This is a genomic window from Undibacterium sp. YM2 (genome assembly GCF_009937975.1).
Lineage (GTDB): Bacteria > Pseudomonadota > Gammaproteobacteria > Burkholderiales > Burkholderiaceae_D > Undibacterium.
The window spans coordinates 3,410,580-3,428,308 of record NZ_AP018441.1 but is presented as its reverse complement, the minus strand read 5'-3'; the positions used below and the strand labels follow the sequence as shown (position 1 = coordinate 3,428,308).

General features: G+C 49.4%; 17 protein-coding genes, 1 tRNA gene and 3 pseudogenes. 12 read left to right on the top strand and 9 right to left on the bottom strand.

All coding sequences use genetic code 11. The features are described 5' to 3' along the window. Positions 1-11 precede the first annotated feature (11 nt). From UNDYM_RS15500 to UNDYM_RS15460, 9 genes and pseudogenes are all read right to left on the bottom strand, one after another. Positions 12-868, bottom strand: a pseudogene (locus UNDYM_RS15500) (ScpA family protein). A 45-nt stretch (positions 869-913) separates the two neighbouring features. Beyond that, positions 914-1,123 (bottom strand): DUF3460 family protein, encoded by a 210-nt coding sequence (locus tag UNDYM_RS15495; protein WP_162041831.1) that lies wholly within the window; start codon positions 1,121-1,123, stop codon positions 914-916. A gap of 105 nt (positions 1,124-1,228) precedes the next feature. Then, positions 1,229-1,810 (bottom strand): TIGR00730 family Rossman fold protein, encoded by a 582-nt coding sequence (locus UNDYM_RS15490; RefSeq protein ID WP_162041830.1) that lies wholly within the window; start codon positions 1,808-1,810, stop codon positions 1,229-1,231. Continuing rightward, on the bottom strand, positions 1,807-2,478 hold the full coding sequence (locus UNDYM_RS15485) for a TetR/AcrR family transcriptional regulator (protein WP_162041829.1): 672 nt from the start codon (positions 2,476-2,478) through the stop codon (positions 1,807-1,809). Before UNDYM_RS15485 ends, UNDYM_RS15490 begins: the two co-directional genes overlap by 4 nt. A 62-nt stretch (positions 2,479-2,540) precedes the next feature. After that, positions 2,541-3,059 (bottom strand): RDD family protein, encoded by a 519-nt coding sequence (locus UNDYM_RS15480; protein ID WP_232063501.1) that lies wholly within the window; start codon positions 3,057-3,059, stop codon positions 2,541-2,543. A 4-nt stretch (positions 3,060-3,063) separates the two neighbouring features. Continuing rightward, positions 3,064-3,768 carry a DUF3106 domain-containing protein gene (locus UNDYM_RS15475; RefSeq protein WP_162041828.1) on the bottom strand — a complete coding sequence of 235 codons (705 nt, stop codon included), beginning with the start codon at positions 3,766-3,768 and terminating at the stop codon, positions 3,064-3,066. Between the two features lie 2 nt (positions 3,769-3,770). Beyond that, positions 3,771-4,187 carry a DUF3619 family protein gene (locus UNDYM_RS15470; RefSeq protein WP_162041827.1) on the bottom strand — a complete coding sequence of 139 codons (417 nt, stop codon included), beginning with the start codon at positions 4,185-4,187 and terminating at the stop codon, positions 3,771-3,773. Then, entirely contained in the window at positions 4,184-4,753 is a 570-nt protein-coding gene (locus UNDYM_RS15465; protein WP_162041826.1) for an RNA polymerase sigma factor, read from the bottom strand. Before UNDYM_RS15465 ends, UNDYM_RS15470 begins: the two co-directional genes overlap by 4 nt. Before the next feature lie 47 nt (positions 4,754-4,800). Beyond that, the gene (locus UNDYM_RS15460) at positions 4,801-5,133 is read right to left on the bottom strand and encodes a hypothetical protein (RefSeq protein ID WP_162041825.1); all 333 of its coding nucleotides are present in this window, start codon (positions 5,131-5,133) and stop codon (positions 4,801-4,803) included. Positions 5,134-5,340: 207 nt separating this feature from the next. Here UNDYM_RS15460 and UNDYM_RS15455 point away from each other — a divergent pair, with 207 nt between their 5' ends. From UNDYM_RS15455 to UNDYM_RS15400, 12 genes and pseudogenes are all read left to right on the top strand, one after another. Continuing rightward, positions 5,341-7,056: an acetolactate synthase 3 catalytic subunit gene (locus UNDYM_RS15455; protein WP_162041824.1), complete on the top strand. Its 1,716-nt coding sequence runs from the start codon at positions 5,341-5,343 to the stop codon at positions 7,054-7,056. After that, on the top strand, positions 7,056-7,547 hold the full coding sequence (gene ilvN, locus UNDYM_RS15450) for an acetolactate synthase small subunit (RefSeq protein WP_162041823.1): 492 nt from the start codon (positions 7,056-7,058) through the stop codon (positions 7,545-7,547). Before UNDYM_RS15455 ends, ilvN begins: the two co-directional genes overlap by 1 nt. 57 nt (positions 7,548-7,604) lie before the next feature. After that, on the top strand, positions 7,605-8,621 hold the full coding sequence (gene ilvC, locus UNDYM_RS15445) for a ketol-acid reductoisomerase (RefSeq protein WP_162041822.1): 1,017 nt from the start codon (positions 7,605-7,607) through the stop codon (positions 8,619-8,621). Between the two features lie 389 nt (positions 8,622-9,010). Continuing rightward, positions 9,011-9,874: a CDP-diacylglycerol--serine O-phosphatidyltransferase gene (gene pssA / locus UNDYM_RS15440; protein ID WP_162041821.1), complete on the top strand. Its 864-nt coding sequence runs from the start codon at positions 9,011-9,013 to the stop codon at positions 9,872-9,874. A gap of 389 nt (positions 9,875-10,263) precedes the next feature. Further along, positions 10,264-11,802: a 2-isopropylmalate synthase gene (locus tag UNDYM_RS15435; protein ID WP_162041820.1), complete on the top strand. Its 1,539-nt coding sequence runs from the start codon at positions 10,264-10,266 to the stop codon at positions 11,800-11,802. A gap of 141 nt (positions 11,803-11,943) precedes the next feature. Beyond that, positions 11,944-12,213, top strand: coding sequence for a 30S ribosomal protein S15 (gene rpsO / locus UNDYM_RS15430; RefSeq protein WP_110253976.1), 270 nt, complete (start codon positions 11,944-11,946; stop codon positions 12,211-12,213). Positions 12,214-12,429: 216 nt separating this feature from the next. Continuing rightward, positions 12,430-14,577: a polyribonucleotide nucleotidyltransferase gene (gene pnp, locus UNDYM_RS15425; RefSeq protein WP_162041819.1), complete on the top strand. Its 2,148-nt coding sequence runs from the start codon at positions 12,430-12,432 to the stop codon at positions 14,575-14,577. Positions 14,578-14,723: 146 nt separating this feature from the next. Then, positions 14,724-15,703, top strand: a pseudogene (locus UNDYM_RS15420) (NAD(P)H-quinone oxidoreductase). Between the two features lie 188 nt (positions 15,704-15,891). Further along, positions 15,892-16,635 carry a triose-phosphate isomerase gene (gene tpiA, locus UNDYM_RS15415; protein WP_162041818.1) on the top strand — a complete coding sequence of 248 codons (744 nt, stop codon included), beginning with the start codon at positions 15,892-15,894 and terminating at the stop codon, positions 16,633-16,635. A gap of 41 nt (positions 16,636-16,676) precedes the next feature. Beyond that, a complete protein-coding gene (gene secG / locus UNDYM_RS15410) occupies positions 16,677-17,081 on the top strand; it encodes a preprotein translocase subunit SecG (protein ID WP_162041817.1) in 405 nt (134 codons plus the stop codon). Between the two features lie 85 nt (positions 17,082-17,166). After that, a tRNA-Leu gene (locus UNDYM_RS15405) sits at positions 17,167-17,251 on the top strand. Between the two features lie 114 nt (positions 17,252-17,365). Next, a pseudogene (locus UNDYM_RS15400) lies at positions 17,366-17,724 on the top strand (NADH-quinone oxidoreductase subunit A). Positions 17,725-17,729 lie beyond the last annotated feature (5 nt).

Sequence of the window (17,729 nt, the reverse complement as noted above, 5' to 3'; positions counted from 1 at the left end):
TGTTCTTGCCATCAGGCAGGCGAATAGGCCAGGCGCACATAAATAGGCGCAAAGGCTTCAGCCTGGGTGATTTCTATCAGGGTTTCTTTGGCCAGTTCAAGCAAGGCGACAAAATTCACGACCAGCACTGGCGCACCACGGCTGACGTCAAACAAATCTGAAAATTCAACAAACTTGGATGACTGCAGCTTGCGCAAGATACCCGTCATGTGTTCGCGCACAGACAGTTCTTCGCGGCTGATCTTATGGTGGGTGACAAGCGTAGCGCGCTTCAATACATCTGCCCAGGCAGACTGCAGGTCAGCGATATCGACATGCGGCCAGTGCAGCACGGTGTTTTGTTCGACAAACACCTGGGCATGCAAAAAATCACGGCCCAGTTGTGGTACGGCATTGAGATCGTAAGCGGCCAGCTTCATCTGTTCATATTCGAGCAGGCGGCGTACCAGTTCGGCGCGCGGATCATCTGCTTCTTCGCTGTCTGTGCTCTTGTTGGAGGGCAGCAGCATGCGGGATTTGATCTCGATGAGCATGGCCGCCATCAGCAGGTACTCGGCCGCCAGTTCCAGATTGTGTTTGCGTATCTGATCGACGTACTGCAGATACTGCAGTGTGACTTGCGCCATTGGAATATCAAGGATATTGAAGTTTTGCTTGCGTATCAGGTACAGCAGCAAATCCAGCGGGCCTTCAAATGCCTCCAGGAATATTTCCAGCGCGTCGGGGGGATGTACAGATCTGTCGGCAGCTTGAACAGCGGCTCACCATACAGCTTGGCAAATGCCAGACCATCGACAACATCAGGCGTGCTGTCGGTTGCGCCAACCAAGGGTAAATCGGTTGGGGTTAACGCTGCTGTGGCGCTCACTAGCTTTCCGGATTGATCTGGGTATCAGGGCAGGCTGTATTAGCCTTAGCCTTTGTTTTGATACACGTAGGCTTGCTGGTTAATACGCGATTCGAGATTGCGTTTTTGCGTATCCAGATCTATCGCTTGCTTGTCCCACAGCAGGGCACGGCCATCGCGCTGGCTTTGCTCCAGTGCAGGATTGGTTTTTTTCAAGTCTTTGATGAAGTTGGTTGCTTCGGATTCGTACAAAGAGAATTGCTTGGAAAATTTCATAATTTGAAATAAACACGAAAAGTCGGATGAAGCCGCATTTTACTCTGCTTTTGGCCTTGCCATGCGGTTTTGGCCCTTGAGTAAAGCTTCAGGCATGCAGAGAAATCAAAGGTCTTTGACTTCCAGCCATTTTTTCACGTGCACCGGGCGATAGTTGGCAAACTTCTGCAAGAGCTGGGCTGGGTCGGTTTCCACATACAGCAAGTCCAGATGGCCAGGCCGCAAGAAGCCCTGTTCTACCGTGTGCAGGAGAAAATCATGCAGTTTTTGGTAAAAATCATTGATATTGTATAAACCAACAGGCTTTTCATGAAAACCCAGTTGCGACCAGGTCAGCACTTCAAATAATTCTTCGAGTGTGCCTATGCCGCCGGGCATGGCGATGAAGGCATCCGACAAATCGGCCATCATGGCCTTGCGTTCATGCATATTGGCAACTACATGCAGGGAGCTCAGGCCAGTATGGCCAACTTCTTTATCCATCAATGCTTTGGGGATGACACCCGTGACTCTGCCGCCCAGGCGCATGACTTCATCTGCAATGACGCCCATGAGGCCGACATTGCCACCGCCATACACCAGGCCAAGGTTTTGCCTGACCAGTTCAGCAGCCAGTTGGCGTGCTGCAATGGCATAGTCTGCCGTAATGCCTGGCGAAGAGCCGCAATAGACGCAAATATTCTTCATGCTGGATTGATCTTGCGCAAATAGTCTTGCGACAGTTTCTCAAAGACGTTCTTGGTTTCTCCGCGCAGGTAAGGGCTGATCAGCACAATCACCTGATAACAGCCACGTGCCAGCGACTCTGACATAGTTTGCAGTTCGGTATATTTGCGCGGATTACGGACATATTCATACGACAGCCAGTAAGTTGCAACTACCACCATATTGGTCGCCAAGGCGTCGATATCGATATCGCTGGCTTCAAATTCACCATCGGCGCGCAAGCCATTGCACAATTCGGTCGCGACCTTGATCTTGTGCGTTAGTATCTCTTTGAAATTCAGTTCCAACTTGCGGTTCCTGGAGAGCAGGTCATTGAGGTCGCGGTAGAAAAAGCGATAACGCCAGACCAGTTCAAACGTCAGGTGAAGGTAAGTCCAGATATCCTGGATATTGGCTTTGCGCCCTTCAGGGAAAGCCAGCTTCTTGTTGATCTCTGCCTCGAACTGCACAAAGATGGAATTGACGATGTCGTCTTTGTTGCGGAAATGATAATACAGATTGCCCGGGGAAATATTCATTTCCTCAGCAATCACAGTTGTGGTGATATTGGGTTCACCGAATTCATTGAAAAGGCGCAGGGATAACTCAAGTATGCGTTCCCTGGTGCGACGAGGAGCTTTGTGTTGCATGTCATTCTTCTCGATAATTTATTTCATAAGAATAACATTGAAAGCGCAACATCAAAAGAGTATCAGGTTCCTGACTGTGCTTTCAGCTCAATTTCTGAGGGAATATGGATCAATCTGGTCTTGGCCAGACGGTCATGCAAGAACTGGCCCTGCTTGTCGAAACGGGCGGTGTATGCCCAGGCCAGCATGCCGGCGATGACCACGCCAGCCATTTGCCACTCTTTTAAGCCAAGTTGATAGTCCAGCGCCATGGCGGGCAAAAACCACATCCATGCCAGGCAGTAGCGCACAATGGCCTTGACTACGGGGAGTTTGCTGCCATCCAGATCGACCACCTTGATGCGCCAGGTCTGCATGGCCAGAGTTTGGCCACTGCGGCTCCAGCAAAACACAAAATAAGCTCCGATAACGAGAAACAGCCAGAACTGGCGGGCATGACGCAAGGTCAGGGCATGTTTGCTTTGCGTAATCACATCAAAGATAAAGCCGGAGACAAAAACGATGCCAAACAGCAGCATGGCCTCATAGACCATGCAAATCAGGCGGCGACGTATGGCTGGGGCAGTCAGATCAGAATTCACGGGATTACTTGTTTTGGGACGCAGGTGCGCTGGCAGCAGTGCTATCGGTAGCGGTAGATGCCGGTGTGGCAATGACAGATGAAGCGACTGGAGCTGCAATCACTGTTGCAGGCGGTGTAATTACTTTAACTGCTGGCGCTGATGTGCTAGGCGGCGTCGGGCCTACCTTGATTGGGGTCAGGATTTTCGGATTCTTGACAGATTCTGATGGGAGATTGGTCACACTTTTCTTTTTCTGGTTTTCATCTGCGAGGCGTTTTTTTTCTTCTTCACTCAGCTGTTGATATTGTTGCCATTGGGCCGACTTGTGCTCAGGCTTGAGTTGTGTTGATTTTGCATAATTTTCGCGGGCAGCCATGCGTTGCTCAGGGGTCAGTTTGACCCAGTCGCGCATGCGCTCTTGCAACCTGGCTTGCTCGTCCGGCTTCATCGTTGCGTAACGATCGGCGATACCCAGCCATTTTTTCTTACCGAGTTCTGACATCTTGTCCCATTCCGGACTCAATGGTGCCAAAGCCTGTTTCTGTGCTGCACTGAGTTCTGTCCACAGCGGTTTGCTCAAAGTGCTGCCACCCAGCAGGCCAGTGCTGGCTTTAGCTGTGCTTTGTGGATTGGACGCAGGAACAGAAATACCGCCGGCAAAAGCCAGCGGTATTGCAAGAGACAGAATAATGAGACAAACAGTATTCGGTATTAACGCAAACGTCACTACTACTCCTCCGTTTTGTTCAAATAAGCACTGAACCCGGTATCAACATAGGCGGCTGGCGGTAATTCATCCACCAGGACGGCAGTATCAATATCTGCCAGTTCATTAATGTTTTGCTGTTGCTCGTATTCATAAATGCCCAGCAAGCCAACAACCAGCACCAGCAAAGGCAGGGCCAGGCCCAGTTTGCCCATCCAGGAACCTGGTCCCTGGAAAGAAAATCCAGAGTTGCCAGCCAATACGCCCTTGAATACCTGTACTGCCGCAGGCGCTTCCTGCTTTTTGCGTGCCAAAGCCGCCTTGCGTGCTTGCGCCAACCTGTCCAGAGTAGGAGCAGGCAGGCTTTCTGCAGACTCATTCAGAGCCCGTCTTACCTTGTAGGCAAACTCAAGGTCTTTTGCTTCTTTTGAGTAATTCATAGGTGTATTCCTTTCGCCTTGAGCGTGACGGCCAATGCGTGTGTTGCCCTGGAGCAGTGTGTTTTGACGCTACCTTCTGAGCAACCCATTGCAGCGGCGGTTTCCGCTACATCCATGTCTTCCCAATAACGCATGAGGAATGCTTCCCGTTGACGTGCTGGAAGTTTTTTTATTTCTTCGTCAATTATGTTAAGAACTTGCTCACGTTCTATCTTGTCGGCACTGGACTCGGATGATTCCGAGCCTTCTTCAGCATAACTTTCCAGTAAGTCAAAATTATCGTCGTCCTGGTTATTTGACGGCGTAATGCTGGAAAACAAGCTGACCCAGGTGTTTCTGACCTTTTCCCGGCGAAAAAAATCCAGGATAGTGTTTTGCAGTATGCGCTGGAACAGCATGGGCAATTCTGCCGCCGGTTTATCGCCGTATTTTTCGGCGAGCTTGATCATTGCTTCCTGGACAATGTCCAGAGCAGACTCTTCATTTCTTACCGTATAGACAGCATGTTTGAAAGCGCGTCGTTCTACACCTTCCAAAAAGCTGGATAATTCTTTGTCTGTGGCCATTGTTGGCAGTTACGCGCTTTACGTTTGCTTTGCGTTGAGTTACGTTGTTATAGCAGGCGCGGCTTCCTCATTGTCGTTACGCATTGGCTTTGATCAATGGCGATCAATGGCGTTGAGCTAAAGAAGCTGGCTATGCAAAATTGCGCACATGCTAGCAAAAATACGTGCTTATGTCCTGAATTTTGTGGTTTATTGTCATTTGATAACATTTTAACGGCAAATAAGTTTCTTTTCTTATAGAATTTTCCTTGACCAAATTGCTGCGACGCAGTACCTTGTGAGTCCGCTCCAAAATCTCGGGGCACAAAATACTTGTCTGTAACAGCCCACAATGCCGTTGTCGACAAGTTTGCTTTAAGTAGCTGTTTGTTCTGACCCATGCCACAAGCGTGAGAAGTCTGTCGTTGTAAAGCCTTAATACTGATTGAACGAGTGCACTAAGCCTTGCCTGGCACCATATCCAACGGATGTGTAAAGGGGAATGTGACCGCACGTAAAGGGATTTCAGCTTTCCGGTATTTACATGTCGATTTCGCCAGGAAAGAACATCCGATCAATCTCCTATGGACCTTGAAAGGACACAATTTATGAGTTCAGAATTTACAGGCGCAGAGATACTTGTCAAGTGTCTGGCCGAAGAGGGTGTTGAGCACGTATTCGGATATCCGGGCGGTGCCGTACTCTATATCTATGACGCGATTTTCAATCAGGACAAGTTTCAACATATCCTGGTGCGTCATGAGCAGGCTGCAGTTCATGCTGCCGATGCTTATTCCCGTTCCTCCAATAAAGTAGGTGTGGCTCTGGTCACTTCTGGACCTGGCGTTACCAATGCGGTAACTGGCCTGGCAACTGCTTACATGGATTCGATTCCCATGGTGATCATTTCAGGTCAGGTGCCCAGTGCCGTTATCGGCCAGGATGCTTTCCAGGAATGTGATACCGTTGGCATTACCCGTCCTTGCGTCAAGCATAATTTTTTGGTGAAAGACGTCAGGGACCTGGCCGAGACCGTCAAAAAAGCATTCTATATAGCAACGACAGGTCGTCCAGGTCCTGTGCTGGTGGATATCCCTAAAGATATCAGCATGCACAAAACTACCTATAGCTACCCTAAAGAAGTCGAAATGCGCTCTTACAAGCCAGTCGACAAAGGGCATGCAGGTCAAATTCGCAAGGCTGTGCAATTGCTGTTGCAGGCTGAGCGCCCCATGATTTATACCGGTGGCGGCGTGATACTCGCGCATGCGGCGCCGGAATTGAACAAGCTGGTCGATTTGCTGGGCTTCCCATGTACCAATACCCTGATGGGTCTGGGTGCCTACCGTGCCAGTGATGAAAAATTCGTCGGCATGCCAGGCATGCATGGTACTTACGAAGCCAATATGGCCATGCAACACTGTGACGTGCTGATCGCCATTGGCGCACGTTTTGATGACCGTGTGATCGGCAATCCCAAGCATTTTGCTTCGCATCCGCGCAAGATCATTCATATTGATATTGACCCATCGTCGATTTCCAAGCGCGTCAAGGTTGATATTCCTATCGTGGGCAATGTCAAAGACGTGTTGCAGGAAATGCTGTCGCAACTGAGTACGGTTGAGACACGTCCTGATCCCAAGGCACTGGCTGCCTGGTGGAAGCAGGTCAATGAATGGCGTGGTCGTGAATGCCTGAAATACCCGACTTCGAATGAAGTCATCAAGCCACAGTCCGTAGTTGAAAAAGTCTGGGAAGTGACCAAGGGCGATGCCTTCGTTACCTCTGACGTAGGCCAGCATCAGATGTGGGCTGCGCAATACTATCGCTTTGATAAACCACGTCGCTGGATCAATTCCGGTGGTCTGGGTACCATGGGTGTCGGTTTGCCGTACGCCATGGGTGTGCAGATGGCTAATCCAGATGCGACTGTTGCCTGTATCACTGGCGAAGCCTCGATACAGATGTGCATACAGGAGCTCGCGACCTGCAAGCAATATCACCTGACACCAAAAATTATTCTGTTGAACAACCGCTTCCTTGGCATGGTCAGGCAGTGGCAGCAGATTGATTATGGTTCACGTTATTCTGAGTCTTATATGGACTCTTTGCCTGATTTCACCAAGCTGGTGGAAGCTTATGGTCACGTCGGCATGAAGATAGAAAACCCGGCAGACGTCGATGGTGCAGTGCGTGAAGCCTTTGCCATGAAAGACAGACTGGTATTCATGAATTTCATTACTGATCAAACCGAGAATGTCTGGCCTATGGTCAAGGCAGGCAAGGGCTTGACTGAAATGTTGCTGGGTTCGGAGGATCTGTAATGAGACATATTATTTCCATCCTTCTTGAAAATGAAGCCGGTGCCTTGTCCCGTGTGGTCGGTCTGTTTTCTGCGCGCGGCTATAACATTGAAACCCTGACGGTCGCACCGACCGAAGACCCGACCTTGTCACGTATGACGATCGTGACTTCTGGTTCTGACGACATCATCGAACAGATCACCAAACATTTGAACCGCCTGATTGAGGTAGTCAAGGTGGTTGATCTGACCGAGGGCGCGCACATAGAACGCGAACTGATGCTGATCAAGGTAAGAGCGGTCGGCAAGGAACGCGAAGAAATGAAGCGCACCGCTGATATTTTCCGTGGCCGCATCATTGATGTCACCGAAAAGACCTACACCATAGAATTGACCGGTAATAAAGGTAAATTGGATGCTTTCATCGATTCAATCGACCGTGCGGCAATTCTGGAAACGGTACGTACCGGTGGTTCAGGCATAGGACGCGGCGAACGCATCCTCAAGGTTTAAAAATAGTTTCAGGCATACGCCACCCCCTACAAAAATACTTAATTATTAGGATACAAAATGAAAGTTTTCTACGACAAAGATTGTGATCTCTCCCTGATCAAAGGCAAAAACGTTGCTATCATCGGCTACGGTTCTCAAGGGCATGCACACGCACAGAACTTGAATGATTCCGGCTGTAAAGTCACTGTTGCTCTGCGTAAGGGCGGCGCTTCATGGGACAAGGCAAAAAATGCTGGCCTGAACGTGGCTGAAGTCAATGACGCAGTTAAAGCAGCTGACGTCATCATGATTTTGCTGCCAGATGAAAACATTGCCCAGGTTTACGCTGAAAACGTTGCACCTCACGCCAAACAAGGCGCAGTACTGGCATTTGCCCACGGCTTCAATGTTCACTACGGTCAAGTTGTGCCACGCGCTGATCTGGACGTCATCATGATCGCTCCTAAAGCACCTGGCCACACTGTGCGCGGTACTTACAGCCAGGGTGGCGGCGTGCCTCACCTGATCGCTGTATATCAGGATAAATCCGGTTCTGCTCGTGACATCGCCTTGTCTTATGCGATGGCTAACGGTGGTGGCCGTGCTGGCATCATCGAAACCAACTTCCGTGAAGAAACAGAGACTGATTTGTTCGGTGAACAAGCAGTTCTGTGCGGCGGTGCGGTTGAGCTGATCAAGGCCGGTTTCGAAACCCTGGTTGAAGCTGGCTATGCACCAGAAATGGCTTACTTCGAATGTCTGCATGAATTGAAGCTGATCGTTGACCTGATCTATGAAGGCGGTATCGCCAACATGAACTACTCGATCTCCAACAATGCAGAATACGGTGAATATGTGACTGGCCCTAAAGTCGTTACAGAAGACACCAAGAACGCCATGCGCCAGTGCCTGAAAGATATTCAGACTGGTGAATACGCGAAGAGCTTCATCCTGGAAAACAAGGCAGGCGCACCTACTTTGATCTCCCGCCGTCGTTTGACTGCTGAGCACCAGATCGAAGAAGTGGGCGCGAAATTGCGTGCCATGATGCCTTGGATCGCTAAAAACAAATTGGTTGATCAATCCAAAAACTAATTTTTAAGATCGCCGGGCATCATCCAGTGTGCGCTCGTAGGCGCACACAGCTCGAAGGCTAAAAGTCGTCCACTTGGACGACTTTTTTACGCCTTCAAGTGCACTTGGATCGCTAAAAACAAACTAGTTGATCAATCGAAGAATTAATTCTTCAGATCGCCGGGCATCATCTCGTCTGCGCTTGCAAGCGCAGACGGCTCGAAGACTAAAAATCGCCCGCAAGGGCGATTTTTGTTTATATGGATGTTGTTATGCCAGCTTTTTACTGTCACAAGCATGTCATGCAAGTATGCGAATTGTTTTCGTGACCAATAATCACGGTTATACTTCCCACACTTTTGATTTCTATTGTCCGGTTGTTACTGGGCAAGCTTTTACGAAATAACCGCATGTCCACACCTAATCGACGCAAGCCCAAGGGTAATTTCAAGCTTTTTCCCAAGGGTATACGCAAAACGCAACAATCTGTTGAGGCCGTTGCTCCAGAGACCGCTCCCAAGAGGCGGCGCGGCATTTATTTATTGCCAAATGCGTTTACTACTGCAGCCCTGTTTTGCGGTTTTTATGCGATTGTCATGGCAATGGATCAACGTTTTGACCGGTCGGCCCTGGCGATTTTCGCGGCCATGGTGCTGGATAGTCTGGACGGTCGCGTCGCCCGCATGACCAATACCCAGAGTGAGTTTGGGGCGCAATACGATAGTTTGTCAGACATGATTTCCTTTGGTGCTGCACCGGCACTGGTGGCTTATGAATGGTCGTTGAAGGGAATGGGCAAGCTTGGCTGGTTGGCGGCTTTTGTCTATTGCGCCGGCGCAGCTTTGCGGCTGGCACGTTTCAATACCAATATTGGTGTAGTCGATAAGCGGTATTTCCAGGGCTTGCCCAGTCCTGCGGCAGCCGCGCTGGTTGCTGGCTTTGTCTTGCTGATGGAAGATTTGCATTTTCTCGGACGTGACTTGAGTTGGAGTACCTGGAGTATTACCTTGTTCGCTGGTTTGACGATGGTGACCAATGTGCCTTTCTATAGTTTCAAGGACGTGAACCTGCGTAAGTCTGTACCATTCATTGCGCCTTTCCTCATCGTGCTGGCCTATGTTGCGGTCGTCAGTGATCCACCCAAGGTCTTGTTTGGCCTGTTTGTCCTGTATGGCTTGTCTGGCTATGTTGTCTTGCTGTGGCGCTGGCGCAAGGGCAGGCCGGTCAGCATTGTGCAAACCAGTGTTGATGATCATCACCATGATGATAAATAAGCCGGTATCAAAACTCGCGTGACCAGATTAAATTCGGTGTTTTTCAAGAAAAGTCGCAATGCAGAAAATGTATTGCGGCTTTTTTGCTTTTCTGCCTCATAAAAACAGGATTTTCCTGCTATAAATTCTTGCACTTTTCTGCCTTTGCGCTTATAGTCTTTGGCATGAACTCCGCATCTACATCAATAGCAAAAAACACTATGGCAGGCCTGTCTGGTCTGCTATTGCTGACATCTCTACTAGCGTTCACGCGCTAAATCCCCCTATACCCACAATTCGAGTAGTCTCGCCACCCATGTGCGTCTTGCAAGGGTAGGTCAAAGAATATTCACAGTTTGCAGTTTTACATCTACGACATTTCAGACTTAAATCATATCAGGAGCAATAGCATGGCCGACAAACTCATCATATTCGACACAACCTTGCGTGATGGCGAACAATCCCCTGGCGCATCCATGACCAAGGATGAAAAAATCCGTATTGCCAAGCAACTGGAAAGGATGAAGGTCGATGTGATTGAAGCCGGTTTTGCGGCGGCATCTCCTGGCGATTTTGAATCCATCAAGGCGATTGCTTCCATCGTCAAGGACTCGACGATCTGCTCTTTGTCGCGCGCCAATGACCGCGACATCGCCCGCGCCGCAGAAGCCTTGCAGGCCGCGCAACGCAAGCGTATTCATACCTTCATCGCAACGTCTCCTCTGCACATGGAAAAGAAGTTGCGCATGACGCCGGATCAGGTATTGGAGCAAGCCATACAAGCCGTGCGCTATGCCCGCAATTTTACGGATGATGTTGAGTTCAGTCCTGAAGATGGCAGTCGCTCAGATATGGATTTCTTGTGCCGGGTGCTGGAAGCGGTCATTAAAGAAGGTGCGACCACGATCAACTTTGCTGACACAGTTGGCTATGCCGTGCCTGAGCTGTATGGCAATATGCTGAAGTCTTTGCGTGAACGCATCCCCAATTCTGACAAGGCGGTCTGGTCTGTGCATTGCCACAATGACCTGGGCATGGCTGTGGCCAATTCCCTGGCCGGTGTCATGATAGGCGGCGCACGTCAGATTGAATGTACCATCAATGGCCTGGGTGAGCGTGCAGGTAATACCGCACTCGAAGAAATCGTCATGGCAGTGCGTACCCGCAAAGACTACTTTGATTTGCAACTGGGCATAGACATTAGCCAGATCGTACCTGCATCCAAGCTGGTGTCGCAAATCACTGGTTTTGCCGTACAGCCTAACAAAGCCGTGGTAGGTGCGAATGCCTTTGCCCATGCATCTGGCATCCATCAGGACGGTATCTTGAAAGCGCGTGATACTTACGAGATCATGCGTGCCGAAGACGTGGGCTGGAGTGCGAATAAACTGGTGTTGGGTAAATTATCTGGTCGTAATGCATTCAAGCAGCGCCTGGAAGAATTGGGTATAGCGCTGGAGTCGGAAACTGAAGTCAATGCTGCCTTTGCCCGCTTCAAGGAACTGGCTGACCGCAAGTCGGAAATATTCGATGAAGATATTCTTGCCCTGGTGTCTGATGAGGAGCATGCGCACAACAACGATGCTTTCCACTATGTGTCTTTGTCCCAGCGGTCTGAGACGGGCGAGCTGCCGTATGCCAAAGTTGTATTTACTTCAGATGGTAAGGAAGTCACTTGCGAAGGTAATGGCAATGGCCCGGTCGATGCTATCGTCAATGCCATTGATTCCAAAGTGCAGAGTGGCGCAGAGTTGCTGTTGTTCTCTGTGAATGCGATCACTACTGGTACCCAGTCCCAGGGTGAAGTCACCATGCGCCTGTCCAAGGCTGGCCGCATTGTCAATGGCGTGGGGGCTGATCCTGATATTGTTGTTGCTTCAGCGAAAGCTTATTTGTCGGCATTGAATAAATTGCAATCCAAGACAGAGAAGTTGAACCCCCAGATTTAAAGCAAATTTGATTCTGGCTAAAAACGGTGTTATAGTCACGCGTTCCGTCATTCCGGCGGAATTGTTATGTCACGATAATGATGGTTTGTATGGTTATAGTTAATACCATTCGACTATTGTTATCGCATGTTAAGGAAAATCATGTCTATCGAAAAAAACGCAAAAGCCGCTATCGTAGCGGACAATGCCCGTGGTCAAAACGACACAGGCTCTCCTGAAGTGCAAGTTGCTCTGTTGACTGCACGTATCAATGATCTGAATGGTCACTTCAAAGCTCACTCTAAAGATCACCACTCACGTCGTGGTTTGATCATGATGGTTAACCGTCGTAAGAGTCTGTTGTCTTACCTGAAAGGTAAAGACCTGAATCGCTATCGCTCACTGATCGAAAAACTCGGCTTGCGTAAGTAATTCTTGCTGAATTTAGCAAAAGATTTGTAGCAAAAAGCCTGCGTCAGTTAACTGCCGCAGGCTTTTTGTCCATCTAGAGTTTTAGTTTTTTCCAGTTTTAGCCCGGTTTTTGATGTAAATATTAAAAAACAGGCAAAAAGCAATCCAGGCGGATTGCTCGTGGTGAGGTGAACGACAGCGCCTGAAAATCTGTCGGCAAAATAGAAAGGACACATTGTGTTTAATAAAATTACCAAAACCTTCCAATACGGCCAACACCAGGTAACACTGGAAACCGGCGAAATCGCCCGCCAGGCTTCTGGCGCGGTCATGGTATCCATAGAAGATACTGTTGTACTGGCAACCGTAGTTGCAAAAAAAGATGCAAAACCAGGTCAGGATTTCTTTCCTCTGACCGTGGATTACATGGAAAAAACTTACGCTGCCGGCCGTATTCCTGGCGGTTTCTTCAAGCGTGAAGGTCGTCCATCAGAAAAAGAAACACTGACTTCCCGTTTGATCGATCGCCCAATTCGCCCTCTGTTCCCAGAAGGCTATCTGAACGAAGTTCAGGTCATTGTGCATGTTTTGTCTGTCAATCCAGAAATCGATCCTGATATCGCAGCCATGATCGGTGCTTCTGCAGCGATTTCCGTTGCTGGCATCCCATTCAGTGGCCCGGTTGGTGCGGCACGTGTTGGTTATATCGATGGTCAATATGTATTGAATCCAACTGCAACGCAACTGAAACAATCCAAGCTGGATCTGGTTGTTGCTGGTACTGAGCAGGCTGTGTTGATGGTTGAGTCTGAAGCGCAGCAATTGTCTGAAGAAATCATGCTGGGCGCGGTTGTTTACGGCCACACGCAAATGAAGGCTGTGATTGATGCGATCCATGAACTGGTCCGTGACGGTGGTAAGCCTGAAGTTCAGTGGGCACCTGCTGCAAAAAATGAGCCACTGATCGCTGCTGTTACAGCGGTTGCGGAACCTCTGTTGCGCACTGCATATCAAACCAAAGAAAAACAAGCACGTACTGAGCAATTGAAGGCGGCAACGTCTGCAGTTGCTGCGGCGCTGGCTGAGCAAGCTGCTGCCAAAGGCGAAGCTGCTCCTGATTCATCTGAAGTTGGCAATATCCTGTTTGATCTGGAAGCGAAAATCGTTCGTTCCCAAATCCTGGAAGGCGAGCCACGTATTGATGGTCGTGATACACGCACTGTGCGTCCTATCACTATCCGTACTGGTGTTTTGCCGCGTACGCATGGTACAGCCCTGTTCACACGTGGTGAAACTCAGGCTCTGGTGATTGCAACTCTGGGCACTGCTCGTGATGAGCAAAAAATTGATGCGCTGATGGGTGAATACTCCGACCGCTTCATGCTGCATTACAACATGCCTCCGTTCGCTACTGGCGAAACAGGCCGTGTTGGCACGCCTAAACGTCGTGAAATCGGCCATGGCCGTCTGGCGAAACGTGCGTTGCAAGCTGCTCTGCCTGATCCTGAAGATTTCAGCTACTCAGTCCGTCTGGTATCCGAAATTACAGAATCCAATGGCTCTTCTTCCATGGCTTCTGTCTGTGGCGGCTGCCTGGCCTTGATGGATGCTGGCGTGCCGATGAAAGCACACGTTGCCGGTATCGCCATGGGCCTGATCAAGGATGGTAACAAGTTTGCCGTTCTGACAGATATCCTGGGTGATGAAGATCACCTGGGCGACATGGACTTTAAAGTAGCCGGTACTGCAGAAGGCATTACTGCCCTGCAAATGGATATCAAAATCCAGGGTATCACCAAAGAAATCATGCAAGTCGCTTTGGCGCAAGCTAAAGAGGGCCGTATCCATATCCTGGGTAAAATGCAGGAAGCCGTACCTGTTGGCAAATCTGAATTGTCTGACTTTGCTCCGCGCCTGATCACGATCAAGATCAACCCTGAAAAAATCCGTGATGTGATCGGTAAGGGTGGTGCAGTGATCCGTGCTCTGACAGAAGAAACTGGCACGCAAATCGATATCAGTGATGAAGGCGTCGTGACTATCGCTTCTGTTGATGCCGCAGCTGGTCAGGAAGCCAAGCGCCGTATCGAAGAGTTGACTGCAGAAGTTGAAGTTGGCAAAATCTACGAAGGCACAGTATTGAAATTGCTGGACTTCGGCGCGATCGTACAAATCATGCCAGGTAAAGATGGTTTGTTGCACATCAGTCAGATCGCCAATGAGCGCGTGAATGCAGTTGCTGACTACCTCAAAGAAGGTCAGCAAGTACGCGTTAAAGTGCTGGAAACTGATGATCGCGGTCGCTTCAAGTTGTCGATGAAAGCAGCTGCTTCTGAATCTGAAGCGCAAGCTCAGCCGCAACAACAGCAACAACAGCAGCAGTAATAAATTCACGCAGCCTTTGGGCTGAGTGAATTAAAAATAAGTTGCAAATGAGTTGAAAACGCCCGTCTCGCACGGGCGTTTTTTATTGGCTTACAATTGCGTACTGTATCGCTGGACTCCTACAAAGGCTGAAGATGAAAACTGAAATGCGCGCAATTGAAATTACCCAATATGGCAAGCCTGAAGTCTTGCAAATTTGCACCAGGCCAGTTCCAGTGGCAGGCAAAGGGGAGCTATTGATCAAGGTCGCAGCGGCGGGCGTGAATCGGCCTGATGTCTTGCAGCGCCTTGGTTTTTATCCTGTGCCACCAGGTGCCTCGGATTTGCCTGGTCTGGAGGTGGCTGGCGAAATAGTAGGTGGAGATGTGCAGGATAGTGGATTTGAGTTGGGTGACCAGGTTTGCGCATTGGTGCAGGGGGGGGTTATGCGGAGTATTGCGTGGCACCTGCGGGTCAGTGCCTGAAGACACCAGCGGGCATGTCCATGATAGAGGCGGCCTCGCTGCCGGAAACCTATTTTACTGTCTGGAGTAATGTATTCCAGCGCGCGCATCTGTCGCCTGGCGAAAGTTTTCTGGTGCAGGGAGGTACTTCAGGTATAGGTGTAGCAGCAATCCAGATTGCCAAGGCATTGGGACATAGAGTGTTTGCCACCGCAGGATCGGACGAGAAGTGCAAAGCGACTGAAAAACTGGGTGCTGAGCGCGGTATCAACTACAAAACCGAAAATTTTGTCGAAGTCGTCAAGGAATTAACAGCAGGTAAGGGTGTTGATGTCATTCTGGATATGGTGGCAGGTTCCTATGTGCCAAAAGAAATCAATTGCCTCGCCGATGATGGCAGGCTGGCGATTATTGCGCTGCTTGGTGGTAACTCGGCTGAGCTTGACCTGGGGCAGGTCTTGCGTAGGCGTTTGACCGTGACGGGCTCCACACTGCGCCCGCGCTCTGTTGCCTTCAAGGCAAAAATATCGACAGAACTGCAAGAACATGTCTGGCCGCTGCTGGTATCAAAAGAAATCGTCCCCGTAATACACCAGGCTTTTCCTCTGGAGCAGGCTGCCCAGGCGCATGCAATGATGGAAGAGGGCTTGCATATAGGGAAAATCATGCTGACTCTGGATTAGCCCGCTGCTTGTTGTTTTTGATTAAACCTGCTCTGGAAGTGCCGATGCTTGCAAAATTGCCATGTTGGTCATAAATTTGATGTAAATATGTCTTTATAGTAACTTCGGAATGTAAAAACTGGTCTTGCTGGTTTGACCCTGTCTGCGGCGAAGGCTACAATAGACGGTTATTTATATTTTGGCTCACTATGCGACGCACCTTAATAGCCGGTAACTGGAAAATGAATGGTAGTTTTGCTGCCAACCGTTCATTGTTGTCTGAAGTCAAGGCGGGTTTGCCTGCCAGTTTGGAGTGTGATGTGCTGGTTTGTGCTCCTGCGCCTTATTTTGCGCAATGTGCAGAATTGTTGAGCGGTACTGCTGTGAGCTGGGGTGCGCAAGATGTATCTGTGCATGCGCATGGTGCTTACACAGGTGAGATTTCCGCCTCCATGTTGCAGGATTGTGCTTGTAAATATGCAATTGTCGGGCACTCTGAGCGCCGTGCTTATCATGCTGAAACAAATGAGCTGGTAGCGCACAAGGCTCAACAATTATTGAAGCATGGTGTCTTGCCTATAGTTTGCGTGGGCGAAACCCTGGAGCAGCGCGAGAGTGGTCAGACAAATGCGGTTGTGGCTGCGCAGTTGAATGCAGTGCTGGATGTGCTGGATAGTCTTGTTGGTCTGGTGATTGCCTATGAGCCGGTGTGGGCAATTGGTACGGGTAAAACCGCAACGCCTGAAATGGCGCAAGAAGTGCATCGTTTCCTGCGTCAGCAAGTAGCTGCCCGTGACGCTGGGGCGGCAGAAAAAGTACAGATTTTGTATGGTGGTAGCATGAAGCCGGAAAATGCCAAGGAGTTATTGGCAATGCCCGATATTGATGGTGGTTTGATTGGTGGGGCTGCACTGAAGTCACAAGATTTTCTTGCGATCATCGCTGCCAGTTAATTGATTTATTGTAGTACTTAATTTTTACTTGGATGTTTTGAATGCAAACTTTACACACGTTGGTCATCGTTATTCAGATTCTGTCTGCTTTGACAATTATTGGTCTGGTTTTATTGCAGCACGGTAAAGGTGCTGATATGGGTGCCTCTTTTGGCTCTGGCGCTTCTGGTAGCTTGTTTGGTGCGACGGGTTCTTCGAATTTCTTGTCCAAAGCAACGGGTATAGCTGCTGCGATATTTTTTGCGGCGACTTTGGGTCTGGCGGTGTTTAGTACCGGTGCACGCAAGCCTTCTGGTGGTGTGATGGAGGGTGTTACTACCGTTTCTCAGCCAGCAGCTAATGCCGCTGCGGCCAGTGCGCCAGCATCGGCTCCTGCTGCAAGTGCAGCATCTGCGGCATCTGTGCCTGCCTCTTCTGCGGCTCAGTCTGGTCAGATTCCAAAATAAATTGATTTTGCTCAGCAAAAAACATTGAATTGCTGCAATTGCGCGTTGAACAATGAGGCTATACATAGTAGAATGCTGGGCTTAAGCCGACGTGGTGAAATTGGTAGACACGCTATCTTGAGGGGGTAGTGGCGAAAGCTGTACGAGTTCGAGTCTCGTCGTCGGCACCAAAAAAATAGGGTCAGTTTTCTTTGCTGGCCCAGTCGAGGAAGTGGATGTTTCTTGTTGTCTGATCTTGAGAAACATCTCGCTTCAATCTGGCATTCAATTACAGGTAGCCTAACGTGAACCTCGAAAATTATTTCCCAGTTCTTCTCTTTATTCTGGTTGGTATCGCCGTTGGCGTGGTGCCGCAAATTCTGGGCGTGTTCTTGCTCCATACAAACCAGACTCACAAAAAAATTCTGCTTACGAATGCGGTTTTGAGGCATTTGAGGATGCGCGCATGAAGTTCGATGTGCGTTATTACCTGGTCGCGATTCTGTTTATTTTGTTTGATCTGGAAACGGCATTCTTCTTCCCTTGGGGTGTGGCAATGCGTGACCTGGGTTGGACAGGTTTTCTGATTATGTTTGGCTTCGTGCTCGAGTTTGGCGTTGGATTTTGGTACATCTGGAAAAAAGGCGCTCTGGATTGGGAGTGATGGAT